Source organism: Methylobacterium nigriterrae (assembly GCF_037106235.1).
GTDB classification, from domain to species: Bacteria; Pseudomonadota; Alphaproteobacteria; order Rhizobiales; family Beijerinckiaceae; genus Methylobacterium; species Methylobacterium nigriterrae.
In genome coordinates, this window is record NZ_JBAWTG010000006.1 from 94,436 (window position 1) to 119,763 (window position 25,328).

26 protein-coding genes and 1 tRNA gene are annotated in these 25,328 nt (G+C 62.1%); 15 read left to right on the forward strand and 12 right to left on the reverse strand.

Features of this window, described 5'->3' with window-relative positions; translation table 11 throughout:
* Positions 1-71: 71 nt before the first annotated feature.
* The 4 genes from WDW90_RS06280 to WDW90_RS06295 all read left to right on the forward strand — a co-directional run bounded on the left by WDW90_RS06280 (position 72) and on the right by WDW90_RS06295 (position 2,979).
* The gene (locus WDW90_RS06280) at positions 72-581 is read left to right on the forward strand and encodes a type III secretion system chaperone family protein (RefSeq protein WP_336486465.1); all 510 of its coding nucleotides are present in this window, start codon (positions 72-74) and stop codon (positions 579-581) included.
* An 11-nt stretch (positions 582-592) separates the two neighbouring features.
* Complete coding sequence (proC, locus tag WDW90_RS06285; protein WP_336486466.1) at positions 593-1,429, forward strand: pyrroline-5-carboxylate reductase; 837 nt, start codon at positions 593-595, stop codon at positions 1,427-1,429.
* A gap of 88 nt (positions 1,430-1,517) precedes the next feature.
* Positions 1,518-2,282 carry a TetR/AcrR family transcriptional regulator gene (locus WDW90_RS06290; protein WP_336486467.1) on the forward strand — a complete coding sequence of 255 codons (765 nt, stop codon included), beginning with the start codon at positions 1,518-1,520 and terminating at the stop codon, positions 2,280-2,282.
* 115 nt (positions 2,283-2,397) lie between these two features.
* Positions 2,398-2,979 carry a cytochrome b gene (locus tag WDW90_RS06295; RefSeq protein WP_336486469.1) on the forward strand — a complete coding sequence of 194 codons (582 nt, stop codon included), beginning with the start codon at positions 2,398-2,400 and terminating at the stop codon, positions 2,977-2,979.
* A gap of 5 nt (positions 2,980-2,984) precedes the next feature.
* On the opposite strand, the gene WDW90_RS06300 is transcribed toward WDW90_RS06295, so the two are convergent.
* Positions 2,985-3,824 (reverse strand): AprI/Inh family metalloprotease inhibitor, encoded by an 840-nt coding sequence (locus WDW90_RS06300; RefSeq protein ID WP_336486470.1) that lies wholly within the window; start codon positions 3,822-3,824, stop codon positions 2,985-2,987.
* Positions 3,821-4,786: a 2-hydroxyacid dehydrogenase gene (locus WDW90_RS06305; protein ID WP_336486471.1), complete on the reverse strand. Its 966-nt coding sequence runs from the start codon at positions 4,784-4,786 to the stop codon at positions 3,821-3,823. Before WDW90_RS06305 ends, WDW90_RS06300 begins: the two co-directional genes overlap by 4 nt.
* 327 nt (positions 4,787-5,113) lie before the next feature.
* On the opposite strand from WDW90_RS06305, the gene leuC reads away from it, so the two are divergent.
* The 4 genes from leuC to WDW90_RS06325 all read left to right on the forward strand — a co-directional run bounded on the left by leuC (position 5,114) and on the right by WDW90_RS06325 (position 8,851).
* Positions 5,114-6,520: a 3-isopropylmalate dehydratase large subunit gene (gene leuC / locus WDW90_RS06310; protein WP_336486472.1), complete on the forward strand. Its 1,407-nt coding sequence runs from the start codon at positions 5,114-5,116 to the stop codon at positions 6,518-6,520.
* Positions 6,521-6,613: 93 nt separating this feature from the next.
* Positions 6,614-6,698: transfer RNA gene (locus WDW90_RS06315), tRNA-Leu, on the forward strand.
* 86 nt (positions 6,699-6,784) lie between these two features.
* Positions 6,785-8,371, forward strand: coding sequence for a DUF6538 domain-containing protein (locus WDW90_RS06320; protein WP_336486473.1), 1,587 nt, complete (start codon positions 6,785-6,787; stop codon positions 8,369-8,371).
* A gap of 255 nt (positions 8,372-8,626) precedes the next feature.
* Positions 8,627-8,851 carry a hypothetical protein gene (locus WDW90_RS06325; RefSeq protein ID WP_336486474.1) on the forward strand — a complete coding sequence of 75 codons (225 nt, stop codon included), beginning with the start codon at positions 8,627-8,629 and terminating at the stop codon, positions 8,849-8,851.
* Positions 8,852-9,211: 360 nt separating this feature from the next.
* Here the strand turns inward: WDW90_RS06325 and WDW90_RS06330 are convergent, their stop codons facing one another.
* Both WDW90_RS06330 and WDW90_RS06335 read right to left on the reverse strand, forming a co-directional pair.
* Positions 9,212-9,583 carry a hypothetical protein gene (locus WDW90_RS06330; protein WP_336486475.1) on the reverse strand — a complete coding sequence of 124 codons (372 nt, stop codon included), beginning with the start codon at positions 9,581-9,583 and terminating at the stop codon, positions 9,212-9,214.
* A 137-nt stretch (positions 9,584-9,720) separates the two neighbouring features.
* Entirely contained in the window at positions 9,721-9,933 is a 213-nt protein-coding gene (locus WDW90_RS06335; protein WP_336486476.1) for a hypothetical protein, read from the reverse strand.
* 361 nt (positions 9,934-10,294) lie between these two features.
* Here WDW90_RS06335 and WDW90_RS06340 point away from each other — a divergent pair, with 361 nt between their 5' ends.
* The 4 genes from WDW90_RS06340 (at position 10,295) to WDW90_RS06355 (ending at position 12,925) form a co-directional block, all read left to right on the forward strand.
* Positions 10,295-10,531: a DUF6894 family protein gene (locus tag WDW90_RS06340; RefSeq protein WP_336486477.1), complete on the forward strand. Its 237-nt coding sequence runs from the start codon at positions 10,295-10,297 to the stop codon at positions 10,529-10,531.
* 421 nt (positions 10,532-10,952) lie between these two features.
* The gene (locus WDW90_RS40685) at positions 10,953-11,216 is read left to right on the forward strand and encodes a DUF6894 family protein (RefSeq protein ID WP_431310987.1); all 264 of its coding nucleotides are present in this window, start codon (positions 10,953-10,955) and stop codon (positions 11,214-11,216) included.
* Positions 11,217-11,497: 281 nt separating this feature from the next.
* A complete protein-coding gene (locus WDW90_RS06345) occupies positions 11,498-11,848 on the forward strand; it encodes a hypothetical protein (protein ID WP_336486478.1) in 351 nt (116 codons plus the stop codon).
* Positions 11,849-12,664: 816 nt separating this feature from the next.
* Positions 12,665-12,925 carry a DUF6894 family protein gene (locus WDW90_RS06355; RefSeq protein WP_336486480.1) on the forward strand — a complete coding sequence of 87 codons (261 nt, stop codon included), beginning with the start codon at positions 12,665-12,667 and terminating at the stop codon, positions 12,923-12,925.
* A gap of 47 nt (positions 12,926-12,972) precedes the next feature.
* On the opposite strand, the gene WDW90_RS06360 is transcribed toward WDW90_RS06355, so the two are convergent.
* The 4 genes from WDW90_RS06360 to WDW90_RS06375 form a co-directional block, all read right to left on the reverse strand.
* A complete protein-coding gene (locus tag WDW90_RS06360; RefSeq protein WP_336486481.1) occupies positions 12,973-13,230 on the reverse strand; it encodes a hypothetical protein in 258 nt (85 codons plus the stop codon).
* 976 nt (positions 13,231-14,206) lie between these two features.
* Positions 14,207-15,526: an IS630 family transposase gene (locus WDW90_RS06365; protein WP_336486482.1), complete on the reverse strand. Its 1,320-nt coding sequence runs from the start codon at positions 15,524-15,526 to the stop codon at positions 14,207-14,209.
* 882 nt (positions 15,527-16,408) lie between these two features.
* Positions 16,409-16,816, reverse strand: coding sequence for a hypothetical protein (locus WDW90_RS06370; protein ID WP_336486483.1), 408 nt, complete (start codon positions 16,814-16,816; stop codon positions 16,409-16,411).
* Between the two features lie 88 nt (positions 16,817-16,904).
* On the reverse strand, positions 16,905-18,158 hold the full coding sequence (locus WDW90_RS06375) for a DEAD/DEAH box helicase family protein (RefSeq protein WP_336486484.1): 1,254 nt from the start codon (positions 18,156-18,158) through the stop codon (positions 16,905-16,907).
* A gap of 1,080 nt (positions 18,159-19,238) precedes the next feature.
* Between WDW90_RS06375 and WDW90_RS06380 the strand changes: the two genes are divergently transcribed.
* Positions 19,239-19,382, forward strand: coding sequence for a hypothetical protein (locus WDW90_RS06380; protein ID WP_336486485.1), 144 nt, complete (start codon positions 19,239-19,241; stop codon positions 19,380-19,382).
* Between the two features lie 141 nt (positions 19,383-19,523).
* Here WDW90_RS06380 and WDW90_RS06385 read toward each other — a convergent pair whose 3' ends face one another.
* The 3 genes from WDW90_RS06385 to WDW90_RS06395 form a co-directional block, all read right to left on the reverse strand.
* Positions 19,524-19,916, reverse strand: coding sequence for a hypothetical protein (locus tag WDW90_RS06385; protein ID WP_336486486.1), 393 nt, complete (start codon positions 19,914-19,916; stop codon positions 19,524-19,526).
* Positions 19,917-20,418: 502 nt separating this feature from the next.
* A complete protein-coding gene (locus WDW90_RS06390; protein WP_336486487.1) occupies positions 20,419-21,174 on the reverse strand; it encodes a recombinase family protein in 756 nt (251 codons plus the stop codon).
* Positions 21,175-22,073: 899 nt separating this feature from the next.
* Positions 22,074-22,298: a hypothetical protein gene (locus tag WDW90_RS06395; protein ID WP_336486488.1), complete on the reverse strand. Its 225-nt coding sequence runs from the start codon at positions 22,296-22,298 to the stop codon at positions 22,074-22,076.
* Between the two features lie 448 nt (positions 22,299-22,746).
* Here WDW90_RS06395 and WDW90_RS06400 point away from each other — a divergent pair, with 448 nt between their 5' ends.
* Both WDW90_RS06400 and WDW90_RS06405 read left to right on the forward strand, forming a co-directional pair.
* Positions 22,747-22,899, forward strand: coding sequence for a hypothetical protein (locus WDW90_RS06400; protein WP_336486489.1), 153 nt, complete (start codon positions 22,747-22,749; stop codon positions 22,897-22,899).
* 997 nt (positions 22,900-23,896) lie between these two features.
* On the forward strand, positions 23,897-24,073 hold the full coding sequence (locus WDW90_RS06405) for a hypothetical protein (protein WP_336486490.1): 177 nt from the start codon (positions 23,897-23,899) through the stop codon (positions 24,071-24,073).
* Positions 24,074-24,519: 446 nt separating this feature from the next.
* Here the strand turns inward: WDW90_RS06405 and WDW90_RS06410 are convergent, their stop codons facing one another.
* On the reverse strand, positions 24,520-24,738 hold the full coding sequence (locus WDW90_RS06410) for a DUF6894 family protein (protein ID WP_336486491.1): 219 nt from the start codon (positions 24,736-24,738) through the stop codon (positions 24,520-24,522).
* Positions 24,739-25,328: the final 590 nt, after the last annotated feature.

The window sequence follows — 25,328 nt, forward strand, 5'->3', positions numbered from 1 at the left end:
CCTCGACGTTCCGGTTTGCTTGTCCTTCATCATGCTGCGGCGGCTCATTCGGGTCGGCGCCCTGGATTCTCATGACCCAGCTCCACGTCGATACCGAAGATCATGACCGGCTCGAGCACCCGCTCGACGTCGTCGAGCGCCTCGCTTCGCTGCGCGACTGGATCTTCGACCGCGCCGAGACCGACGAGATGTCGGTCTCGGTCGCGGGTCGCTGGGCCGATTACCACGTCGCCTTCACGTGGATCGAGGATGTCGAGGCGCTGCACGTGGCCTGCGCCTTCGACCTCAAGGTGCCCGAGCGCCGCCGCCTGGAGATCCTGAAGCTCGTCACCCTCGTCAACGAGCAGCTCTGGATCGGTCATTTCGACCTGTGGTCGTCGGACAGCGTCGTGATGTTCCGGCACTCCCTGCTGCTCGCCGGCGGCATCGCCCCGACCCACCCGCAATGCGGGCTGCTGCTGAAATCCGCGGTCGATGCCTGCGAGCGCTACTACCAGGCCTTCCAGTTCGTCCTCTGGGCCGGAAAGTCCGCCCGGGAAGCCCTCGACGCGGTGCTGTTCGAGACCGAGGGCGAGGCCTGAGGCCCGAGCCGATGCGCGGATCCCACGGCCACCATCGCGCCGGCCTGCCGGCCTCGCTCACCCTCGTGGGCGCGGGCAAGATGGGCGGCGCCATGCTCGACGGCTGGCTCGCGGGCGGGCTCGACCCCGCGCGCACCGCGATCCTCGACCCCGCGCCGGCCCCCGAGATCGCCGAGCTCTGCCGCGCGCGCGGCCTCTTGCTCAATCCCGCGCGGCCGCCCGCTGCCGAGGCCGTGGTGCTGGCGATCAAGCCGCAGGGGCTCGAGTCCGCCGCGGCCGCGGTCGACGCCCTGATCGGGCCCGACACGCTGCTCGTCTCGATCCTGGCGGGCAAGACCATCGCTGACCTGAAGGGCCGTCTGCCCGCCGCGCGCGCCGTGGTGCGGGCCATGCCGAACCTGCCGGCCAGCATCGGGCGCGGCGCCACCGGGGCCGCAGCGAGCCCCGAGGTCACGCCGGGGCAGAGGGCGGGCGCCGACGCGCTCCTGTCCGCCGCCGGCCTCGTCGAGTGGCTCGACGACGAGGGACTGATCGACGCCGTCACGGCCGTCTCCGGTTCGGGCCCGGCCTACGTCTTCCTGCTTGCCGAGGCGCTCGCCGAGGCGGGCGTCGCCGCGGGGCTGCCGCCCGAGGTCGCGGCCCGGCTCGCACGCGCGACGGTCGCGGGCTCGGGCGCGCTCCTCGACGCGAGCCCGACCGAGGCCGCGCAGCTGCGGAGGAACGTCACCTCCCCGGGCGGCACCACGGCGGCGGCCCTCGACGTGCTGATGCGGGACGATGGCCTGCCCGCGCTGATGCGCGAGGCGGTGGCGGCGGCCAGGCGCCGGGCGGGCGAGCTCTCCGGCTGAGACCCGTGCGGCATGCCCGCCCACGGGCCTGCACGACGCGGACCCGGCACCTAGATAGGGTTTTTCGACCGAGGAGGAGCGGAAAGCCATGGACAAGACCGCAGGCCCGTCGGCTGATGGCAGCAGGAGCGACGGCACGAAGAGGAAGGCTGCCCAGACGCCGAAGCCCTCCCCGCGCGAGGCCGCCGTCGACGCCCTGATGCGGCTCGCGGCCGAGCAGCCCTGGAACGACATCGAGATCGGCGACATCGCCCGCGAGGCGAACCTGAGCCTCGCCGAGCTGCGCGACCTGTTCCCCTCGAAGGGGGCGGTCCTCGGCGGCCTCTCCCGCATCATCGACCGCAAGGTGCTGGAGGGCGACAATTCCGACCTCGCCGACGAGCCGACCCGCGAGCGCCTGTTCGACGTGCTGATGCGCCGCCTCGACGCGATGACGCCCTACAAGCCGGCTTTGCGCCGGATCGCCTTCGCGCTGCGCGGCGACCCGCTCTCGATGCTGGCCCTCAACGGCGTCGCCCTGAACTCGCACCGCTACATGCTGGCGGCGGCCGGCATCGACACCGAGGGCCCCCTCGGGCGCCTGAAGCTGCAGGGCGTCGTGATCGCCTTCGCGCGCGTCGTCGAGACCTGGCTCGAGGACGACGATCCCGCGCTCGCCCGCACCATGGCGCGCCTCGACAAGGAGATCCGCAAGGGCGAGCGCTTCATGGAGCGGGCCGAGGACGTGCGGCGCCTCACCGCCCCGTTCCGGGCGCTCGGGCGCTCGGTCCTCGAGCGCCGCCCGAGCCGGCGCCGCCCGCGCGACGAGGATGACGGCAAACCGCTGGACGGAGACCCGGCCGCGGCGATCTGACCGCGGCTTTCTGACCGCCGCTTGGCGGTGACGATCACGAAAGCCTCATTCGCCCGCGGCTTCTCGCGGGCCGGTTACACGGGCATCCCGTCGGAACGCCCCGGAGCCATGCCCGATGCCCGAGACCGTCGCCTCCCGCGCCCCTGAGCATCACCAGTACGGCGCGACCGCGCAGGCGCTGCACTGGATCACCGCGATCCTCGTCGCGGCGGTCCTGCCGCTCGCCTGGGTCGGCACGAGTCTCGCGCGCGACGCGCCGGGCAAGGGCCCGGTCTTCGTGCTGCACAAGTCGGTGGGGCTGACGATCCTGGCCCTGGTGGTCGCCCGCATCCTCTGGCGCATGGTCCGGCCCGCGCCGCCGGATCCGAAGATCCCGGCCGGCCTCGCGCTGATCGCCCGGGCGAGCCACTGGCTCCTCTACGCCGTGTTCCTGATCATGCCGGTCAGCGGCTATCTGCTGAGCGCCTACGGCGGGCGGGGTACGCCCTATTTCTGGCTCTTCACCGTGCCGGGCTTCACCCGGGACGAGGGGCTGCACCACCTGTTCGAGCAGGTCCACCGCGTCGGCCAATGGGCGGCCTACGCCCTCGTGATCCTGCACGTGGCGGGCACGGTCTGGCATATCGCCATCCGGCGCGACGGCGTTCACGAGCGGATGCTGCCGGCGCAGAAGGCGCATCATCTCGGGCCGGGCTGACGTGCTCAGGGCTCCAGGCGGCGCAGCACGAAGGTGGTGCCGGTTTCCGGCTCGCGCCGCCAGCCACCGTCCCCGGTCGGCACGAGGCTGACCGTGTGCCCGCGCTTGGCGCTGAGGGTCAGGCGTCCCGAGGTGAAGCGCCAGGAGACCGGGTCGAACACTTCGAGTCCGCTGTCGCGGCAGCCCGAGAGGACGTGCACCGGCGCGGGCGCCGCCTCGCCCGTCAGCTCCAGGCGGCAGACGTCCTTCTCCCGGTAGCGGTCGAGGGCATAGACGCCCGGCGCGGGCCGCGGCCCCGCATAGGGCGGCTCCGGCGCAGCCGGCCGGACCTGCGCCGCGCCCGGCTCGGCCGCCGGCGCCTCCCGGGCTGCCTGCGCGCCGGCGGGCTCGGGCGTCGGCTCGGGCGGGCGCATCGCGGCGATCTGCAGCGGCACGAGGCTGTAGGCCTCGCCGCTCTCGGCCTGCGCCAGCAGGCTGCGCTGGTCGGGCCGCCGGGTGAACAGCAGCACCGGGCGCACGTTCCTGTCGACGAGACGCACGGCCCCGTCGACGAATAGCCAGCCCGCGATGGCGTTCATGATCGGCAGCGCCTTGCGGCAGCCGGCCGGGAAGCGCAGGCGCTTGCCCGCCTCGCCGCTCTCGCTCGTCAGCGTCATCACGCAGCGCCGGGTGCTGCCGTCCCGCGACAGGTCCCAGGTGCCCGGGACGCCGGCAAGGGTCTCGGGCAGGCTCGGGACGAAGGGGTCGGGCGGCGGATCGGGCGCCCGCGGCTCCGGTTCCTGCGCGCGCGCCGCGCCGATGACGATGCAGGCCACGAGAAGGGCGGCCGCGAACCGGATCCTCACGTGCGGCCGCTCCAGGGCGTCTCGGCGACCGGCGTCACCGGTCCCTTGCCGGAGAACCACGAGACGAGGTTCTCGACAACGAGCTGCCCCATGGCTGCCCGGGTGTGCACCGAGCCGGAGCCGACATGCGGCAGCAGCACCGTGTGCCCGAGGGCACTGAGCGCCTCCGGCACGTGCGGCTCGTTGGCGAAGACGTCTAGCCCCGCGCCGTGAATCGTGCCGGCCTGAAGCGCGGCGATGAGCGCCGCCTCGTCGACGAGGCTGCCGCGCGCGACGTTGATCAGGATGCCGTCGGGCCCGAGCGCGTCCAGCACCGCGGCATCGACGATGCCGCTCGTCTCGGGGCCGCCCGGCGCCACGACCATCAGGAGATGGACGGCGCGCGCCAACGCGAGGAGCGTCGGGTGATAGGCGTAAGGCACGTCCTCCTGGCGGCGACGGCCGTGATAGGCGATGGCGACGCCGAAGCCCTCGAGACGGCGCGCGATCGCCCGCCCGATGCGTCCGAGGCCGAGGATCCCGACAGTGCGCCCCCGCAGGGTCGCCGTGAGGGGGAACGATCCCTGCGGCCAGCGCCCCTCGCGCAGGTGCCGGTCGGCCTGCGGGATCTGCCGCACGGTGGCGAGAAGAAGTCCCAGCGCGAGATCGGCGACCTCGTCGCTCAGGACATCCGGGGTGTTCGTGACGATGACGCCCCGGCGCCCGGCCTCGCGCGCATCGATCGTGTCGTAGCCGACGCCGAAGCTCGACACGATCTCGAGGTTGGGCAGGCGCTCCATCAGGGCGCGGTCGACCGGCGCGTGGGCATTGACCGCGAGCCCGCGGATGCGCGGCCCGATCTCGGCAAGGCGGGCGGAAGGGTCGGTTGCCGTGTCGAGCCGGTGAAGCGCGAAGGCGGCCTCGAGCGCCTCCATCACGCTCGCCTGCATGGGCCGGAGGAGCAGGATATCGGGTGCGGGCAAGGTCTCGACGCTCCTCGCGGACGCGGGCGGATCATGCGGCCGGGGGCGCCCGCCGTGGTCAGGGCCGCGATGATGGTCGCCCGCGCTGCCCGCGGCAAGACGGGTGCGGGCGCCGTCGTGACGCGGAGGCGGCCGCGGCGCGCGTCCTCGGCGGTGCGAAGGCGTCCGAGCGGCGGCCGGCCTGCATGCGGGGGCATCCGGGCAGCCATCCGCCTCGGCCGCGCCATCAGCCACTTCCGAAACCGACCCGCGAACATTACTAAAGAGGCCGACGCCCACGAACGGACGGCACCCGCCGCGAGCCAACCCACGCAAGCGACCAGACCCATGAACGCCCCGCGCACCCTCTACGACAAGATCTGGGACGACCACGTCGTCGATGTCCAACAGGACGGCACCAGCCTCCTCTACATCGACCGCCACCTCGTGCACGAGGTGACGAGCCCGCAGGCGTTCGAGGGGCTTCGGGCGGCCGGCCGCCGGGTGCGCCACCCCGAGAAGACGCTCGCGGTCGTCGACCACAACGTCCAGACCTCGGACCGCCGCTTCGGCATCGAAGATCCGGAGAGCCGCACGCAGCTCGAGGCGCTCGCCGAGAACGTGCGCGACTTCGGCATCGAGTTCTACGACGCGCTCGACCGGCGCCAGGGCATCGTGCACATCATCGGCCCCGAGCAGGGCTTCACGCTGCCGGGCCAGACCATCGTGTGCGGCGACTCGCACACCTCGACGCACGGCGCCTTCGGGGCGCTCGCGCACGGCATCGGCACGTCCGAGGTCGAGCACGTTCTGGCGACGCAGACCCTCCTGCAGAAGAAGGCCAAGAACATGCGCGTCACGGTCGACGGCGCGCTGCCGCCCGGCGTGACGGCCAAGGACATCATCCTGGCGATCATCGGCGAGATCGGCACGGCGGGCGGCACCGGCCACGTCATCGAGTACGCGGGCGAGGCGATCCGCGCCCTCTCGATGGAGGGTCGGATGACGATCTGCAACATGTCGATCGAGGGCGGCGCCCGCGCCGGCATGGTGGCGCCCGACGCCACCACCTACGCCTACGTCAAGGATCGCCCGAAGGCGCCGAAGGGCGCGGCCTTCGACCGGGCGCGGGCCTATTGGGAGAGCCTCGTCACCGACGAGGGGGCCCATTTCGACCGCGAGGTGCGGCTCGACGCGCGCGACCTGCCCCCGTTGGTGAGCTGGGGCACCAGCCCCGAGGACGTGGTCTCGATCCAGGGCCGCGTTCCGGATCCGTCCGCGATCACCGACGAGAACAAGCGGCAGTCGAAGGAGCAGGCGCTGGCCTATATGGGCCTGCGGCCCGGCACGAGGATGACCGACATCACCCTCGACCGGGTCTTCATCGGCTCCTGCACCAACGGGCGCATCGAGGATCTGCGCGTCGTCGCCCGTATGGTGGAGGGCCGTCAGGTCCACCCAAGCGTCTCCGCCATGGTGGTGCCGGGCTCCGGTCTCGTGAAGGCGCAGGCCGAGGCCGAGGGCATCGACCGGGTGCTGAAGGCCGCGGGCTTCGACTGGCGCGAGCCCGGCTGCTCCATGTGCCTCGGCATGAACCCGGACAAGCTGCGGCCGGAGGAGCGCTGCGCCTCGACCTCGAACCGCAACTTCGAGGGCCGCCAGGGTCCGCGCGGTCGCACCCACCTCGTCTCGCCCGCGATGGCGGCCGCGGCCGCGGTGGCCGGCCGCTTCGTCGACATCCGCGAGTGGCATTGAGGCCACGCCCGCCAAGCGGGGCGGAATCGCGGATTGACGATTCCGCCGCCGCCCCCTAAACGAACGCCAACGCCGACCGCACGCGGTCGACGGGCCCAGGTGGCGGAATTGGTAGACGCGCTGGTTTCAGGTACCAGTCTCGCAAGAGGTGAAGGTTCGAGTCCTTTCCTGGGCACCATCAGCCGCCTAAAGCGCTGATCCGCAACAAGCATCAGATCTAGAAGAGGTTTCCCTCAGGCTCGCTGTACAACAGCCCTGAGCAACATGCCCCTCCTGATGCCTCGCCCTTTGAAGCGCCCCGGCTCCACGTTCCACCAGCTTGTTCAGCGCATCCCGGCTGACGTGGCCGACAAGGCCCGGGGCTTAACGCTGGCGATCCCGATTGGCGAGACGGTCGCCCAGATCCCGATCACGCCGACCCGCAAGGACATCCGAACGTCTCTACGGACCCGTGACCCGCAGGAAGCTAAGGCGCGGCAAGCTGTCGCCGTCGCGTACCTGGAGAGTGTCTGGGAGGCGATCCGGAAGGGGCCGAAGCGGCTCACCCACAAGGAGACCCTGGCACTGGCCGGTGAGGTCTACCGGGCCTGGGCTGACACCTTCGAGGATGATCCTGGGCCGCCTGAGCGCTGGGTCAGGGTTGAGGCTGCCAACATCCACGCCAATGCCGGCCGCTACGGTCAGGCTTCGCTCAAGATCCTTTCGCCCCAGGAGCGTCGGGCTCAGAGCGTGGAGGAGAGGGTAGGGGGCTTCACGGATGCCATGCTGGCCAAGCGTGGCCTTGTGATTGATGCCGAGAGCCGCAGACGGCTGAACGATCAAATTCTGTCCGCTCTGCGCCAAGCCACCGTCGTCAACCTCCGCAGGGCAGGGGGCGACTACTCCCCCGATCAAGGCGCCAAGCGCTTTCCGAGCTTCCCTGAGGTCACCGGCGAGACCAAGGCCGTCAGCCTCCTGGCCCTGTTCGATGGCTGGGCACGAGAGCGGAAGCCGTCTCAGAGCACCGTGGATCAATGGCGCAAGCACGTGCAGGCGTTCATTGCCTTCCTCGGCAAGGACGATGCCGGTCAGGTGATGAAAGCCGATGTGGTCCGCTGGAAGGACGCTCTCGTTGAGGCGGGCGGCTCGCCCAAGACCATCAACGATGCCAAGCTTGCCGCCGTGAAGGCTGCTTATGCCTGGGGGGTGAAGAACGTCCGAGTGGCTTCCAACCCGGTCATTGGTGTCTCGGTGGCTCACAGGAAGCGAGCTGGTGAGCAGATGCAGGGCTTCACCGATGCTGAGGCTGAGGCCATCCTCACGGCAGCCGTCAAGGAGACCCGCCCGCACCTCCACTGGATCCCGCTGCTCTGTGCCGCAACAGGCGCTCGGGTTGGCGAGATTGCTCAGCTTCGTGGTCAGGACGTGATTGAGCAGGACGGCATCCCAGCCCTGAGGATCACGGCTGAGGCTGGCTCAGTGAAGACCCTCGGCTCAGAGCGGGTTGTGCCCATCCACTCGGCTGTGATCGCGGCGGGTTTCCTTGAGTTCGCCAGGGGCAAGCGGGGGCCGCTCTTCTTCGACCCTGCCAAGCGGCGCACCGGAGCGAAGAAGCCGCAGCACAAGATCGTCGCGAAGTACGTGGCTGAGTGGGTGCAGGAACTCGGGCTGGAGAAGGTCGGGCGCTCTCACCGGAAGGACCCGTCCCATGCATGGCGGCACCGCTTCAAGACGCTCGCCCGTCAGGCTCATATCAACGACAGCGTAGCCGATGCCATCGTGGGTCATGCCCCCGACAGCGTGGCGAAGGCATACGGGACCGTGACCCTGGCGACCATGAAGGATGCCGTGGAGCGCATACCACTGAGCTGAGCTAAGCCGAGTTCCCGCCATACTGAGGTGCTCTACTCTGCAGACTGTCACCTCAGGGGGGCTCCATGAGTGTTCTCACAGGCCTAGAGCCGTAGCTGATCGGGTTGGATTGGGCACTGCTTGTGAAGCCCGTTGCTGCCGCTCGTTCTCACGCCGGAGTGGCGCTCGTATCATCTAGGGGCACTCTCGACGCCCGAGCATGCCGGGAGCATGATCCAATGCTCGCTAAATTCCCGTTCAGATACGAGGTGAGCCATGGACCACGAGTTGGAGCGCTTCGAGGCCAAGGCTGAGGACGGTACTGTTCGCACCATCATCGCTTGGCAGACGTTCGCACGAACTGGCGGTCTCAGCGGATCGCACTTCGTGAAAGGGCAGCACCGGTTTTCACTGCTCAACGGCAAGGGCGTAGCTCAGCTTGATAGCGGTGGCTTTCAGGTGATCGAGAGCGGCGAAGTCCTGCATAGGATTGCTGTGTGATCTGGGGACGCGGCCTGCACAAAGAGTCTGTACCGGCCATGATGCAATTTGATCGGAGACCGCCTCAGCGGTGTTCGTCGTCGTGCTCGCCGCCCTTCTCGCTCAGGGCCGACCAAGGCACTTCCTTCGGTCCTTCTGGCTCCTGGGGCTGGCCTGTGTGGCCGCCGAGGCCGGCTTGATTGGCCTTCTGCGGCTCAGCCGTCGAGTGCCAGCCCTGATTCGCAGCCGCTAGGAAGCGCTACCGTGATAGTGCGCAGAGGAACTTTTAGTCGCCGCAAGGCCAAGCTCAGTCCGAATCGTTCGTAGGTAAGCTCCGCGATCATAGCTGCGGCAGATCAACCCGAATTGTTAAGTGGAACGTTATAACACATTGCGATGGCGATTGATTCTAATGTTGAAATTGCCATCACTCCCTCGGCGCTTGACGCGTACACCCTCGAGGTAACTAGCTACGAGAAAAGCTCCCTTCAAGATGTGATGATTGTAAAACCTCTCGACCGAGCGCATATAGTCATCCGCACTCACGCCGGGACGAATAGTTTTCGTTCGATCTTGTCCGCGTATCCAGGCGCGGCAGCGCTCGACTTGGCTCTTGCAGTCACGCGCTTCTAGCCTCAACCAATCAGGAACTGGGGAGTATTCACCGAAGCCATTGGGCCCAATGCTTTCCTTAACCGCCACATCGTATATCTGGTCCATAGTCGTGGTCACGTCTTCAATTGCCTTGTCCATTTCATCTTCCCAATTTTGCTTCTAAGCCGCAGCAATTTAGCTCTCTCCAGTTGCTTTTTCACCAGCACCTGATTTGATGCGATGGAAAGCTTCGCCAGAGTGCATCCCGGGGTTGGCCGAGTGACAACCCCCCGGTCTCACCCGGTGGGCCGAAGGATGCCACTTAGGTGCTGATCGAAGCCTTCGTCACTGGTTTCGCGGGGGCCAAGCCGCAGACCTACCTCTTGTAGAACCAGGGCCAAACGGCGCAGCTCGGCAAGGCGCACACCCTCTTCAAGGACGGTTTCCTCGATAGCGTTGCGGTGCCGTGCGGCTGCTGTGGGATCATAGATCAGGGATGGGTTGGACACTTCCTGCCTCATGGGAAGCAGAACGCTACTGAACCCGTGCGGTGCCTAACGCCAAGGTGCCCTTACACCAACGGCGTTCCTTGCTCATCCAAGGACGGCATCTGGTTGGTCTCCATTGCTGCCGACGGTGCTGCCGTCCGGCTCAGAATGGCCCTTTCGCACCGAAAAACTAAGCGACCCGTAGAGGAGTGCCAGACAGGCGCACGGCCGCCTCACTGCCGAATTGCGGCGTGGCCGGCTGGTGCGGGAGGCGAGTACGTTATGGCACCGGAAGGATTGCTATCGGCCTGCGCGGGCACATTTTGCATTCAAGATACATTGTCCCAGCACACCGAAGGGAAAGTGCCCGCACTGGTTCGCAATGCCACGCTATTCTATCGACCTGAGCAGCGGATCCCAATACTCGAAAGGGATCGAGATCTTCGAGGCAAACGACGACGAGGCTGCCAAGCTGTACGTCATCAGAGCTTTGCCGCAGATGGTGGAGGGTTTTGCTGAGGAGCCGGGCCAGTCCACCTATGTGGCGTCGGTTCGAGATAAGCGTGGCATTACACTGTTCCACGTGAACCTGTCGCTGGACTGCTCCTGGCCGGACTAGACTTTGGCCAGCATATCTTACTGCTCAGCTTTCATTGACACGGCACTCAGTCTGCAACCATCCGGGCACCGGCCTTCTGCTCCTGCGGATCATCCGTCTTCTCACCCTCAAGCGTGACCGAAAAGGCACTTTGGGTTGCGCATTGGCGTGCTGAGACGCGGCAGGTCAGCTATGCGTGACGCGTGCTGCCGGTTGAGCATCTTGCTCTAATGGCTTGGTATAGAACCATTTTCCCCTCGTCCTTAAGCAAGCTGTAAGACCTAACGGGAGCTTGTTAGAGTGACCATGGTCATGAAACGTACAATACGGAACGTTGATCTAAGTTAGCCGGTTCTGCATAAGGCCAATTAGCCTCACGCTTGCCTGTATCGCTCCAATCAATAGCCTCCCTCACACCAGCTAGACGCAAAGGGTCTCCTTCATGTCTCGATACTTCTTTGACGTTCATGAGCCCAGGTTTTCGGCCCGGGACTATGAGGGAACGGAGTGCTCGGACCAGAAGATGATCACCTGTGAGGCGCTTCAGGCGCTGTGCCAGATTGCTGCCGATAGCCCCGAGGGCTTTGTAGGCCACGACCAAGGGCTAAGCGTCACCGTACGTGACGACCAAGATCGAACCGTCCTCACAGCCTCCCTGAACCTGACAGCCGCTTGGCATGCCGAAGAGGAGCATCAGGCAGCTTAGGGAGACGGGCGCCACGGACACCCTCCAGAGCCACGGGTTGCCTTTAGAGGCTCTGGCGTCCTCTCCGACGCTAGTGGGCCCAGACGACCGCAGCGATGTTCCCGCAGATGCCATTCTCAGCGAACAACTCGATCATTGGTGGATCGCAACTCCGCACCTGATCGTTTCAGCCTCAGGGCACCACCCCTCGGGATCGGCCGGGCGGCACTTCCGACGCCTGTCCAAGACGCGAGAGGTGGGTGCCGAATGAGCTCGTGAGCGAGCAGCATAGGGAGATGCGGATGGCCGACAATCGTCAAGGTGGTGCGCCGGGAGCCTCGTCTGGCCAGGGAAGCCAAGGCCGCAATCAAGGATCAGGCAGCAGCGGAGGCGTTGCCGATCAGGCCAAAGAAGCACTCCGTAACGTGACTGATCGGGCGTCCGACACCTGGGATGACGTTTCCGAGCGTGGAGCCCACTACTATCGTCAGGGCAGCCGAGCCGTCGGGAACGTCGATAGTACCACGATGACAGGCTTCCTGATTGCCGGAGCGATCGGCTTTGGCATCGCTTGGCTTATCTTCGGTCAGCGCTCCTACTCCGGTGATTACGTGACGAGGCGCATGAGCCGCAGCAGCGAACGCGACTACTAGCAACGCCGACCACCAGCGGCTTCCTTTGGCTCAGCACCAAGTAGACCCGGATCTGACCCTGGTTGCCGCTGGTGACATGATTCATTGCAGTTTGGCTCAGTGTGCTCCGGAACTGCTGCCCTTGCCCTTAGCTCCAGGCGACGACCCGGAACCGGCATCGTTGGCGCCTGTGCTATTTGAGGTGCCCGAGCGGCTCATCCCACCCGTTGACGGGCCGCTACCGGCCGCTCCGGGAGAAGATCCCGAGCCAGCGTCATTCGCCCCAGTGCTGTTTGACGTGCCTGATCGGCTTGTACCGGCTCCACCTTCCGCAGCCATTGCGGCCGTGCCGATGAGAAGAAGAGTGCTAGCGATTGCAACGGTGATGGCCTTCATGAGGCTCTCCTTGGGTTTCCGCCCTATGGGATGAGGTCAACCCTAGCCGTTAGAAGCCGTTCCGCTGAGCAAGAGACGACAGAAATCGAGATCCCCTGGCCCTTGGCGGCGCTGCGCTCTGACACAGAACAATCCTGCCATCGTAAGCGTGACCGGAAGAGCACAACGAGACTGCTAAGGTGCGCCCCGGCACGTCAGACCCGCTCTACACGACAGCGACGAGGGACGGGCGCCCGAGGCTAAGTATCTGCACCAAGAGGAGGTCCAGCCTCAAGGATTCGCCGAGCCAGAATTAGCATTCGTTAGTTCGTGCGGAACCGTACCTGCGCAACCTATTGTCACCGGAATGCCAATCGCGGATATAGTGAATCACACACTGATTCGCTGAACCGCTCGGCAAGTAGCCTCTCCACCACAACCTAATCTCGGAATGTCATTCTGATGGCCCGGTACTTCTTTGACTTCGCCGACCTCTACCTCGCGCTGCGTGACGAAGAAGGCACGGAATGTTCAAACCCGAAGGCCGTCTCCTCCGAGGCGTTGCGAGCCTTGTGTCAGATTGCCGGGGAGCGACCGGAAAAGTATGCAGACCAGATGCTCAACGTGGTCGTGCGAGATGCGAGCGACCGTGCTGTCTTTACTGCGTCTCTGAACCTGTCCGCTGCATGGCATGCTGAACAAGGGCAATCCGAAGCGGCATGAAGTTCAGTTGAGCCGGGGTCGGCTAGGATAAAAGCACTCCGGTGCTCTTAAGTTGCTGCGGAGGAAGCTCCTTCACGCCCCAGAGCATTGGTGATCATCCGCTTTTCCTCAAGGAAGAAGTCACGCATCGTGCTGTAGAAACGGTGCATCGAGCGGCAAGCCTCGTTGAGGGTATCGTCGGCTTCACCTCTTGCGAGCTTCAGGTACTCTTCTGCCTTGACCTGGGAGACCTCCGCGCCTTCGGTGCAATCAGCGAGAGCCTTCTGGATCGCCAACGGCGAGCCAACGGTACTAAGCTGCAGCATGCTCTGTCTTTTCCTTCTCGTGCCTGGTGTTCTGGGCAGCGGCCTGGTCTTAGAGCCATAAAGTTAACAACACGGATGCGGCCGCAGGTAACTTGTCGAGCCGAGCGTCGCTAACTTGTTACCCAGATCACCAGAACAACAAGAGAAATCTGCATCAAAGCGAAAGATAACAGCAGATTGAGAGGGCCGATGTAGGCGGGCATGGGGCAGTAACCCGATTCGCAGCGGCAGAGTACGTTTTGTTTCACAGCGAGCGGAAGTTCCGGTGCGCTTTTGTACGCGCCTGGTTGATCCCGTACCGCCAAGCTAGATGCCTCGGAAATGACACAGCTAGCCTAAGAGCTTGACCTTACTAATGAAAAGACGGGGCAGGCAGACATGGCAATCATCATCCTCGACCCGGTCTCTGGTAAGGAGATCGTGGTCAACGTTCCGCGCCCTCGTGAGCGAGTTCTCGTCTAGGCAGTAGCCCTGGGCATCACCAGCGGCTTTCCCCCCTATGCCTAGGCTTGACCAGGGCGAGCCCATGGAAGCCGCTGGTGATGCGGCCCTCCGGCTCAGTAGCTAGCCTTGCCCGGGATCACCCCGCGTATGCCGCCTTGACCGTAGGAACCGAATCAGATTGTTCCTCCTTTGTTCTCATGGAGGGACGAGCGATGGCCGAATCAAAGAAGCGCACCCCGGGGAACATCGCTAGGAGCGCCAGGGCCAGCCTGGATCGCACCAAGGGTTATGCCATGCGAGCCCTCCAAGCGACTGATGATAAAGCCAAGGACCTCCATCAGCGTTGCGTTGGCTCTGGCCTGTCTATCAGGCGGCAATGAGCATCCCAGAGAGGATGAGCCGATGCTCTGTGAAAGCAGCGGCTAACCTGCTGTGCTCCGAGGGTGCGACATTGGGCAAGCGCCGCAGATCATTCACCCCGCTGGTTCTCAGCTTATCCTTCCGCGACCCGTGGTTCCGCCGCTAAGCACCGTCACCGGATGCCGGCAACGCTCATAAGTCTTGGGTTCTTGCAATTATGTGACACGCTAAAGTAGGCCGGTACTTGTTCTGATCCCCAGATTTTGTTGCCGGCCTTACGGGGGTTAAGGCGAAAATGCTCGTTCCTCTCCGCGATATATCTATCAATGGCGGCCTTCATCTCTTCAACGGACTGATAGTTGCTGTTGTGAATGACGGATTGCGATAGCCCACTGAATACCGATTCAATCACGTTCAAGAACTGAGCGCGTGCCGGCAAAGGCTGTAGCTTAATGGCCGGTGTTTCATGAGTTTTCCGGTAATCACAATGGTTCACCCGCTCTACTTCGGCGAGAAACGCTTTTGAAGAGTGCCAAGAAGCAGCGTCCCACGAGAGATATAAGCAGCGGCAATCGCGATATTGTTCCAGAAGGCGGTGCAGTAGCTTGATCATCTCCTCCGTATCTTTCTTCGGTGAGTAGAAATGAGTTATCTGATTCGAGCCGAGTTCAAGTGCCGCAGTGACGGTAACGTTGCCCTTAGATACCTGGTACTGAGGGATGGTCGGCTTTTCACTGCGCCGCGCCCTTCTGCGGCCACCGCGTTCGCGCACGGATACAGGGCCGTACTCGTCGATTGAGAAAAAGCGGTCCGCCGGACCTAGTTGCTGGAGTGTCCGTGTGATATCCTGAAGCTTTTCTCTATAGCTTGGATCGTTACTCGTTAGAACTTCTCGCGTCTTTCGGAACGTATACCCTTCACCTTTGATTATTCTGCATATACTATTTTTGCCGATGAGCGTTCCGCTGTCCTTGAGAACGTCATGGAGTAGGTCGATGGTCCAAGTGGTGCGGTTGATGTTGTATGCACTGGGTGGCGCGTGGAGTACATCAAAGAGATGGTCGCGAATCTCTTTACTTTCATACCTGGAGGCTTCCTTGTGCCGCTTGAACAGCCGATCGTACACGCCTCGTCGTAGGCGGCGTAAAAGCCTCCTCACTTGGTGGGATGTTATGGACATGAACTGCGCGACGAGATTTGGATGAATGCCAACAAGACAGAACGTTAGAGTTAGCGCTCGCTTTCGGTAAATATCCGAGCTACTTTTCAGGGCCGGGGCAATAACTCTGCGAAAGCAGTCACGATTGTGTTCGGCAACCAGCAGTACAAGTTCATTCTCGGGCACCATCTTTGCCAACGAGACTTTGGCCATGAAGAGCAGTGCTGCTTTTTCCGTCTTGTAAGACTTCAGATTCTCGCTCGCGATGTCGAGAGCACGATCAAGAGCGCGATCAAGAACATCTGCCCGGTTCATCTGGCAGTGCTGCGACATCTCGGCCTCCGAGATAACATGTTGTCTGCACCAACTTGGAGCCTGCGGCATACTGTTGCGATTGGTGGTACGCGCTTTTGCTATGTCTCGGATAACGTACGGGAGTAGATCAGTCGGGATTGCCTAAGGCGCTACGCAAGGGGCAAAAAGTACGTCCACCGCTGCCATATTAGTACGCGGATCTGGTGAGCAGGAAGCTGCACGATGGGCCACCAGAGGTTCGCCAACGGCTTTATCCGGCAGGCAGGCATCGAGTCGGCTCCAGTTGCCGCAAATGGCGTGGCCCTCCGGCTCAAAAGCCAAGATTGCATGGACGGGCAAATGCAGCCAACAGCCGCTGCCGGAGAAATGCTCTATGCCCCTCCGCACATGTGCTGAGAATCAGGCAAGGTCCACGAGAAGTTCGTCCTTAGGTTGGTTGTCGTGTAGAATTTGCCTCGATCATCCCCCTTTGGGCAGTTCTTCGGGACAGACACCAGGCAGATCAGCACAGTGTCGCCCGCCCTGGAGTTGTACACGGCCTCGATGAACTCGTATGACACCTGATACCCGCCATTGCTGAAACTGACTCCAACGCCTGAGTCCATGTCATTGGATTTAGGGCGAACCAGTTTCTCTCCGAAGCGGGTTTCGATCTTGGCTATGCGAGCACGACCGCAATCACCTACGCGGCGCAGCTTATCGATTCCTGAGTCCGCGTGAGCGGCACGTCCACATATAGCTGCGCTCATCAGAGTGAATGCGACAAACCCAACACGCAGCATCGATTGCTCCTCCCAAATCGCTTGATCGATGCGGGAGTCCACAGGGAAGAGCAACCGGCACAGAGCTTTATGCCAGCACTCTCCCCAGTTTTGCCTAAGCCTTGCTCAGGGAGCCTTTCTAACCCTCAGGCGGGGAGAATGTGCCCCAGACAGCTTCCTTGCCGCCCCCAAAGGCGCCCTCCGGCTCAGAATTGGTTCTGCGGACCGATAGCTTCTCTCGCTTTCGCTCAGTCTTCAGCGGGTACGGCTCATACCGGGTTACCCTTAGGCCATCCGTGTCGTTCTCCACGACCGTGAGCTTGGCTGCCTGACCAATTGGAATCGGCACGAATGACCGATGGGCGCTCCCCTGGTGGCGCATAGTGAGGAGCGTGTCGGGCGAGTAGCCGCGCCTCAGGAGTTCGCGGGCTCCGTCGAAGAAGGGCTGACGGACGGTGCAGAGGAAGGTGCCGCCGAGGTAGACGGAGGGCTGACCGTAGCCTCTCGGGTTCGGTCGGACGGTGAGTTCAATAATGGTGATGGGCATGAGGTCTCGTTCACTGAGCGGGGTTTGAGCCGCTGTGTTGAAGGGGATTTGTGATGTTGTGGGAGTGTTGGTGTTGAGGTGCGCCGGATTAGGCGAGTTGCTTGATCAGCTCTGGCATGCTCCGGCACTCAAGCCAGCGACATAGCAGATCTCTCATCCGTTCAGATGGGATGAACAGGTGAATGGGATCTCGCCGCCTGATCTGCGACCGCCAGATCCACTGGACCATTTCAGAGATGGCATACAGATCAGGATTGAACCCTATGCCCTGCCCTCCAAGGTACTGACGAATGACCGGGTTTGGGAAGACATTGCACAGGTAGGCGAGGGATCGCTTGTCGACGTACTGGTTGGTTGCTCGACAGTTGAAGGGGATGAACCCTTTTGTGTATCGCTCGCCCTTCAGCTTACCTTGGTAGTCGCAGAAGGTGGTCCAAGCGTTGTGCTTAGAGGCTGTGCCGGCGATCTTCCTGAAGTAGTTTTGTGTTGACCCCTTCAGGGTAGGTAGGGCGCTTGTTCGTCCTCGGATCTGCGTTTGGTACCAACTAACCGACAGGGGGTGGCTTTTTCCTACTTTGGTCCCCACCTTGTTCATCGGACCTTCGTAGACCGTGATGAGGCTTCTTAGCTCCGACTTGATGCTGGACTCGTCACAGTGATCAGCCCAAGGCCGAAGCTCATGGTCAACAAGGGTCAGCATCTCATACGCGTGACCGTGCTTCGTCAGGTAGGCCGACATAGGAGACCCCTCAAAGAGGTAGGTCAGGACATACACGTCAGTGAAGACATCCAAGAACTCAGAGGGGAATTGCTCTAGGACGATATCGTCACCGTGCAGGACCAGCTTATTGTTGCTGCAAAGTCGCACCACATCGTTGAATTTACCGTGGTAGTGCGATCCTTCGTCAGACCTCCATGACAATTTAGAAGTGACATCATCCTTCCTCAGATGACCACCATCAATCAGCACCTTCAGGTCTGAATTAGTGATACTATTGGAGAATGAGACACACTCCATGACCTCATCGAGAATGAGGATGTATTCATGTTGCCTTAGCTCTCGGCACGCCTCTTGGTTGAGCAATGAGAATAGCGAGTGAGTTGTTGCTATGTTGTGACCATTCCTAATGAGATGAATTAGGTTCTTACTCTTACTACCATGTTCTGTCTCATTTGGTTGATGGAAGTTAGCCCAATGACACTCCTTGATGACTCGGGTTACTTCATCCAGGAAAGGTGTGACATAAATGAATCTGGTGTGGTCATGAGTGAGAGTGTGTAGCTTCTCAGTTACAAAGGTGGTCTTACCCGATCCCATGATCGAGTCTACAACATGAATCATGCTTAGGTTGTCTCCATAGAAGTGGTGTCATTGTTCGTCATTCCCTATAGGTCTTCCTTTTAAGGAAACGGGGTTCTTCCCCTAGGGAAAATGGTTCTCAGGTCCGGTTTTGTGTCATCGGTTCCGGACTAGGTGTCTTCATGCTGGCTGGCCTGCATCGAGGCAGGTGGGGCCAGTGACGTGTGAAGTGGTTGTCTTCCGAGTGCTGGCCTGTATGTCGGGCTCCCTGATCAGCCGACAGTCCGGCCGAAAATCCCCTGATGCATCACGAACACAGACATGCAAATACACTTGGAGATCGGTCTTTTTCCTTTGCTGCTGGTGTGATGAAGAGGGTGTGTGAGAGGCGCCACCTCGGTGCTGCGAGAGGTTGGGCTCTGTTCTGCCTATGGGTGGGACTTTTCAAACCGCTGTAATCATTGGCGAATCTTCTCGGCAAGCCTGGGCTTAACCGGGGGGAGGACCGCACTGGCGAGCAGCGTATTCTTCTACAGGGGGTGACTTTTCAGGCCATTGAGAACATTGCGGAATTTCTGAGTGGATCACCGTGCGGAGCTTGGGGGCTGCTGAGAGAGGGAGAGACGGGTTGGGCTCGCTTATCTGCATATGGTGGACACTTTTCAGGTTCACCCCTGGTCCGGCACTCGGCGTGCCATCGGACGGCCCATTGCCGTTGATGCCGTGACCGCGTTTCCTTTGGTTGCCCTCCGATCAGAAACGGCAGGCAAGCCTCGGGTGGGACTCCGGTGGTCTTGAGGACAGTGACCGTTCTGGAGGGATGGTGATGCTTACCACTGGTCAGCGTCATGCGAGCCGCAACATGGAACGACCGAAGACTACCCAGCAGGAAGCTTGGCCAGCATCTTAACTCGATGTTGATCCGTCTACGCCACGCTAGACCTTGCAGGACCTGTGTTGCCCGGGCGGCTTACCGATCCGCCTCGTGGAGTGGCCGTTCATATGACAGTGTTTAGAGATCAGCCGGTTCGTGTGGCTGCGCCTGTGATGCCCAAATCCACAAGGCGCCCGTTTCGAGCCGTCCAGCTTCTTCTGATCGTACTCGCTACCCTCGGTGGCGTCTTGATCATGGATCGTGCCCGGCCAGAACTGCACCTTGTGGACCGGATCACATTCGAGGCCACGCTGGTCAAGAACACGGCTGTCGAAGAGATCCGCTACTTGCAGGCTCGGATCAGCCACGCGGCCTGGTCACCGTTTCGCTGATTGTCCTGCGGATGGCATTTCCCTCGGTTGCCCTCCGGTTGAAAACGACAGGGGAGGCTCGGGTGGGTCGCAGGTAGCCTCTGAGGAGAGCGACCGTTCTGGAGGGCTGGTGGCTCGGAACCCTTGGATCAAACCCAAGTGTCAGTCGCCGGTTGACTGAGCCCGCTCAGCCTCAAGCAGGGCCGTGTCTCGGACCGCAGCCTCAAACAGGGCGAGCAGGGCGACGTGGAACGCCGTGCGCTGATTCGACTCCTCGTTGCTGAAGGTATGAACCTGCTGCGCTGTCCCCGAACTCCCGGATCGAGCCCATGCTTCGTCCCAGGTCCTCTGCAAGGTCTTGAAGTGAGGTTGGAGATCCACCGGGAAGCTGCTGAGGGACAGCGGGGTCAACTCCAGCATGACGGCCGTCATCCGTTGCTGGTAGGTGCCTCCACCCCGGCTGAGAACCAGCAGTGCCGTCCTCAAGCGATGGAGCAAGACCGGATCGTCTACCCAGTCTGGACGGCCTGCTGCGATTTTGCCTGCACCGTTCACGTTCGTCTCAGCCCTTCCCGTGGAGCCTGAACCATCAGATCCGACGGCCCACTCAGCACAGAACACGACAGCGCCTGTCCGGTTTCAGTTCGTGTTCTTCCGCGACCGCAGCGGCTTAGCCCGTACTTTTCCCCGTAGGCGGTTCAGGACATGCTGGACCTGTGTGGAATGCCAGCGGCCCGAGCCACTGGTGGTCGGAACACCCCTCCTGTTCAGGGCCTTGGCGATGCCGTACATCGACGTGATCCCCTGCTGCCGCAGCTTCCTGATGATCGGCTCCAGCTCGGCCGCTCTCGCCATGGCTTGTGCTGCAAGCGCGGCTCTATGCTGCGCGACCTTCTCGGAAGGAGGCCCTTGCTGCTCTCCCGTGGTTCCTCGCGTTTCAGCAGCCGCTATGCGCATCCGGGTATCTTGGTCGGCCCAAAGAATACCCCGGCTGAGGACCGGGGCGAGTACGAGGAGTCATGATCGGCGGGGATGTGCCGACACCCCTTCAAACGGATCACACGGGCACAGTTCCGGTCTCAGGGCGTACTGACACGGCGAGGATCAGCAGGACGGCTCCGCCCTCAAGCAGGGCCATTCGAGCCAGCACACGTCGCACCTGAATGGCCTGCCAGGTTCCACCCATCGCAGTCGGGATGCCTCTCTCGTTCAGGGCCTTTGCCAAGCCACCGAGGGACGTAATGCCCTGGCTCTGAAGCTCTCGGATTGTGGGGGCAATGTCGGCTGCCTTCGCCTGGGACCGTGCCACCTTCGCCGCCGTCCCCTTGCTCCTGATCTCGTCGGTCAGCACTGCCCCACGGTAGCCTCCGAGCTTCACCCCGCGAGCCTTGGCAGCCTGGAGCGCAGCCTTGGTCCGGGCGCTGATCATCTTCCGCTCAGCCTGAGCCACTACCGCCATGATGTGGATGGTCAGCTCGTTGGCATCGGGCATGTCAGCCGCCACGAACCGCAGCCCGGATCGCTTCAGGTCAGTCTCAAGGGCCAGCAGGAAGCCAGCATCACGGCTGAGCCTATCGAGCTTGGCGATCACCAGCGTGGCGTTGTGCAGTCGGCAGAGCCTGAGGGCTTCAGCCAGCTTCGGCCGGTCATTCCTACCACCGCTCTCGACCTCGACGACCTCAGCTACCAAGGACCACTGGCCACCGTTGAGGTAGTTAGTCACCGCCTCCCGCTGCGCCTCTAGCCCAAGCCCAGAGCGGCCTTGCCTCTCGGTAGACACCCGGAGGTAGGACACGAACTGGCCTTGAGCCACGACACTTACGCTCCGGTCCACGCTGGTCGACTGTAACGTAATGGACTCAAGAATCAGCCGTCAAGCTGCCTCGTGCTGCCTGCTGGCAAGCCTTTGAGTGTGTCATATTCGACCAAGGTGCAGGACGTTCGTGGAGCAGACCGCGACCAAAGCCCGAACAACCCTCGCTCGTAGCCAACGAACCCAAACTGGGCTGCAACTCACGGCTACTGTCATAAGTTAGTGCCGCACGGGGCTGCCCACTACCTCAACGGTGCTCTCATGATGACGGAGACTGACGCCGCTTTCGTTGCTCGCCTGAAGACCCAAGCTCGGCCGCCAACCCGAGATGATGTTCAGCGCCTCCGCGATCTCGTGCTGAGGGTGGACTGGGATCAGCTCTCATGCTGGGCGACAAGGCAGGACCACTCTCGCCTGCACTAGGGCTGCCCTCTCTCGCCACCCCTGAGCTAACCCCGAGGCAAAGGAAACCGGAGAGGGGACACCGCGATGTACGCCGAGGGAGGATGGAAACCACCCTGGGAGCCACCACCCCGCAAGCCCCGGCTCACCAAGCGTCAGGAGCGGGTGCTCGTGTGGCTCATCGCTGTGAATGCGGTGCTCTTGCTCATGGCACCAATCGGCGGGGCAACCGTGACCCACGCCATTCTCGCGGTGCTGAGGCACGGTTAGGGCCTGCCCTAGGTCAACCTGAGGCCCAGCCCCTCGGTCTACCTCTCACCCGATCCCCTCTGGTCAGCGCAATCGAAGGACCAGGGGCACCGGCAAGGGGGGAAGCAGGGCAAACCAGACGGACGATAGGGCTGTCACGGGTTTGCGACGAAAAGGGTCTTCTTGACCTCGGGCTACGCGCTTCGATGGCGACAATCCCCTCCACGTCTCGGGACGCTAACCGGACCTCATTCGCTAATTCCCGTGAAGGCAGCCGAAAGGTCGGTGGCACCCGGCTCAGCGACTGCTCTGTCCAAGCCCCATTCAAGAGCGAGTGCCATCGTCACAACGTAGAGCATGAGCATGAGCACGCGGGTGATCCGCCCAGCGTGCCGTCGCTGTGCATAGATGAGAACGCAACCCGTCGTGAAGGTCACCGCTTCGATTACCGGTAGAGACAAGGCCGCGCCCATTTGCCCTCTCCGATGCTACAGAGAGGCAAGCTAGGGCAAGGCAATGCCTTCAACAATCCGCCAGTCCTGAGCCACCCTGCTGGGCAACAAAATGCCCCACCGGATGATCGGCAGGGCGAAGAGCGCAAAGAGCCAGGATAATGCTTGGCGGCGCCAAAGTTCGCGCTCAAGGCCCATCCAAGTTTGGTTTCGGCTGTCCCTCTTGTGGGATCGGGTCGGCAAGGCGCAAGCGAGGCGAGTTGATCGGGCCGCAAAATCCCAGCTTTGTATCAGATAATACCAATGTTGCTTCCAGGACACGCACGACAGAGCTTTGCCGAGGGGGCTTATCTTTTGATGCCTTGCGGCATTTACGGCTTCATTAACTGTCTTGGTCTACTCAGTGTCGCGAGTGGCAGCGCTGAGACACTCCACGCCGCCCGACGATGATCGGTACGGAGGTGACACCATGATCTTTGGAGAGTGCACCTTGCTGGCAACCTCGCTGCTGAGTACCGGCATGATGGTGATCCGCGGTCCTCATACGACGCTGTATGACATCGCCCTGGTCGGCATATCTGCCATGAGCACAGCCCAACTCGTACTTCTCAGTTGGGCATAGTAGTCCGGGCTCCTCGGCATCATGCTGAGGCACGCCGGAGGCAGACTTGGACGCCCACAGCCAATCCGTCCCAACATCAGGGCGGCAGGACATCACGTTTCGTGGAAGGGGTCATGCCATTCGGTTCGGCCACCGGTTCGTCTTGAAGGTTTGCCCAGCCTGCTCTCAGCACAACGCTCCGCGAGCGGCCGACAAGGGGCATTGCGGCTGGTGCGCCTATGTCCCCTCGCTTGATGACGCAGAGCCGATGATGGCGCAGAACTAGCTTGAGGTGAACCGCCTACGGAGTGCCACTGGCACCTCAGGACAGTTCCTCGTCATAGAACTCCTTCGATGCCTCAGAGGCGAAAGCCAGAGCTCTTAGCCTTACGCTGTCCACGCGTAACTCTCTCGCCCTATTCCGCAGAACCTGTGCTGCTACTGGGCGGCCTCTGCTCTCAAATGTGCCAGCCGCCTTCGCCAGATCGAGAGCAACGGTCTCGTTCACGCAAGCGGCTGCCAGGAGGTCGGAAGAGTTCGGCTTCATTAGCGCACCGCATATTTACTCGGCTCCAACGCGGTGGAACCGTAAGAGTTCTCGGGCGGGCGCTGTTGGTCTGGATAGGAACGGGAGAGGATTACGGCGAGGGCTAAGAAGGCCATCCCTCACCGCCCAAAGGCGAACCGCCTGTACGTCAACGCGATGCAAGAAGAAGCCCCAGCGCGAGGCCGGGTTTGAAGGAGAGAGAAATCGTGCCCGATCTCGCCGAAGGCGGTACCTAGGTTCAACCCAGCCTCACTCCTGATGCTCCTGCCCCTCCCCAGCCCTCAACCAAGCGTGGCATCCAGGACCATTGCTCTCGCGTGAGTTGTGGCCGGACGCTTCTCAGCTAAGTCACTGAGGCAAAACGCTGTTCTCGTCATCGGCAGCTTGGTACGGTGAAGCGCATACCATTGGCGGAACGACCTGTTCACCATAGCGATTTCTGCGCTCGCACAAGCCATCAGAGCCTTGCCGATGCAGGACCAGACTGCGCTTTCATCTGAGCTTGCAGCCACGGACGTGAGGGAGAGGCGGCTTGCTGAGAAGCTCGGCTTTGCCGTGCTCATAGGCGGAGCAGGCGCCGTCACCCTCGGTTGGGTTTGGCTTCTGGGCTGGAGCGGGGTGCGCCTTGTCGCCTACCTCATCGGCTAGCCCCAGCGCGGATCCTCGACGGTTGGCGCTAGGGCGGCCAGCTCCAGGAAGAGCGCTAGACATCCCAGATAGACGTTGACCCAGGCAAGCACGGCTGCACCCTCGCTCTGTGCGAATCCTCTCCGCACTCCTGAGGTCCGGCAGAGGATGCAGGCTGCCTGTTTGTTCCAGTTCAGGCAAGCACTGAGTTAAATTTTCTGCAAACCCCGAAACCTAGCATGCCGGCTTTGCGCTTGGTGTAGAGTGAAGATTAAGTATTGACGCCACGCAACATCTCCACTCCACCACGCGAAGTTCGGCTCACCTCTCACCCCCAACCTTCCCGGTCAGCCCAATCGAAGGACCCCAGGCCCCGCCAAGGGGGAAACCAAGGCAAACCGGGTTAGCGGAGAGGCTTTCACATTTTTGCGGTGGAATCTGGCTGCCAACGTGCAGCTCAGCTCATATTACCACACCGTCAGGATCTTTCGAACAACACCCTCAGTGTCCCTGATGAGCATTTTCCATCCGTACCCCAGCTCATCAATGTCTCCGCTAATGCGCATCTCGCGAAGCGCTTCCAAAGCTTCTTCTATGGCCTCGTGAAGATCGTCCGCCAGAACACCTTTTTCGTCGCACACTACCGTATGTTCGTTCGTTAAATCGAAGTGGAAGCGCTGGGGCACGGCTATCCCCCTTGGCAATGCAATGCGGTCAGTTGTCGCTAGGGGGCTCTAGTCTGCCAATTGAACGAGCGTTCCCGCACTAACAGCACCTTTCTCCAAATTCTACTCGACTAGCGCTGGAGCGGCGCACTGAGGACATGTATGGTGTTCGCCTAACTCGCCTTTTGGCTTACATCTGCGGGCTTAGCGGAAGCTGGGGAGGCAAACTACTTCGCTCTGCGGCTGTCATCGCATTGCGGTGTCGGAGGGTTGAACTATGTATCGAGAGTCCATCGACGTCTCAACCGACGATAATTCTCCGGCCTTATCCAGCGCAGCCTCAGCCGTGCGCTTGCATGTTCTTAGGTTACTCAAGGATCTTGCTAGAAAACTGAAGGAACAGGACGGGTTGCCTGGCTCAAAAACTTAGAAACATGCAGTTCGGCTTTTAGCATTGTCAGCCCTACCTTGGCGGCCAGCTGAATGATGAGAGAAGTTGCTCTGCTTCGCTGGAGTTTCAGACGACGAACTGCCCTTCCGTGTTTCGATGCCGCGACTACTTGGTGGTACGCACGCTGTTATGCCGCAGCATAATCCCAAGGGTCAGCCCG

Coding starts and splice junctions, on each gene's coding strand:
- WDW90_RS40685 (WP_431310987.1), top strand. CDS start 10,953: ATGTCTCGATACTTCTTTGACGTTCATGAGCCCAGGTTTTCGGCCCGG.
- WDW90_RS06345 (WP_336486478.1), top strand. CDS start 11,498: ATGGCCGACAATCGTCAAGGTGGTGCGCCGGGAGCCTCGTCTGGCCAG.
- proC (WP_336486466.1), top strand. CDS start 593: ATGCGCGGATCCCACGGCCACCATCGCGCCGGCCTGCCGGCCTCGCTC.
- WDW90_RS06340 (WP_336486477.1), top strand. CDS start 10,295: ATGCCACGCTATTCTATCGACCTGAGCAGCGGATCCCAATACTCGAAA.
- WDW90_RS06375 (WP_336486484.1), bottom strand. CDS start 18,158: ATGATTCATGTTGTAGACTCGATCATGGGATCGGGTAAGACCACCTTT.
- WDW90_RS06395 (WP_336486488.1), bottom strand. CDS start 22,298: ATGGGCGCGGCCTTGTCTCTACCGGTAATCGAAGCGGTGACCTTCACG.
- WDW90_RS06325 (WP_336486474.1), top strand. CDS start 8,627: ATGGACCACGAGTTGGAGCGCTTCGAGGCCAAGGCTGAGGACGGTACT.
- leuC (WP_336486472.1), top strand. CDS start 5,114: ATGAACGCCCCGCGCACCCTCTACGACAAGATCTGGGACGACCACGTC.
- WDW90_RS06405 (WP_336486490.1), top strand. CDS start 23,897: ATGCAGGACCAGACTGCGCTTTCATCTGAGCTTGCAGCCACGGACGTG.
- WDW90_RS06370 (WP_336486483.1), bottom strand. CDS start 16,816: ATGCCCATCACCATTATTGAACTCACCGTCCGACCGAACCCGAGAGGC.
- WDW90_RS06360 (WP_336486481.1), bottom strand. CDS start 13,230: ATGCTGCAGCTTAGTACCGTTGGCTCGCCGTTGGCGATCCAGAAGGCT.
- WDW90_RS06295 (WP_336486469.1), top strand. CDS start 2,398: ATGCCCGAGACCGTCGCCTCCCGCGCCCCTGAGCATCACCAGTACGGC.
- WDW90_RS06355 (WP_336486480.1), top strand. CDS start 12,665: ATGGCCCGGTACTTCTTTGACTTCGCCGACCTCTACCTCGCGCTGCGT.
- WDW90_RS06400 (WP_336486489.1), top strand. CDS start 22,747: ATGATCTTTGGAGAGTGCACCTTGCTGGCAACCTCGCTGCTGAGTACC.
- WDW90_RS06290 (WP_336486467.1), top strand. CDS start 1,518: ATGGACAAGACCGCAGGCCCGTCGGCTGATGGCAGCAGGAGCGACGGC.
- WDW90_RS06365 (WP_336486482.1), bottom strand. CDS start 15,526: ATGTCGCAGCACTGCCAGATGAACCGGGCAGATGTTCTTGATCGCGCT.
- WDW90_RS06280 (WP_336486465.1), top strand. CDS start 72: ATGACCCAGCTCCACGTCGATACCGAAGATCATGACCGGCTCGAGCAC.
- WDW90_RS06320 (WP_336486473.1), top strand. CDS start 6,785: ATGCCCCTCCTGATGCCTCGCCCTTTGAAGCGCCCCGGCTCCACGTTC.
- WDW90_RS06330 (WP_336486475.1), bottom strand. CDS start 9,583: ATGGACAAGGCAATTGAAGACGTGACCACGACTATGGACCAGATATAC.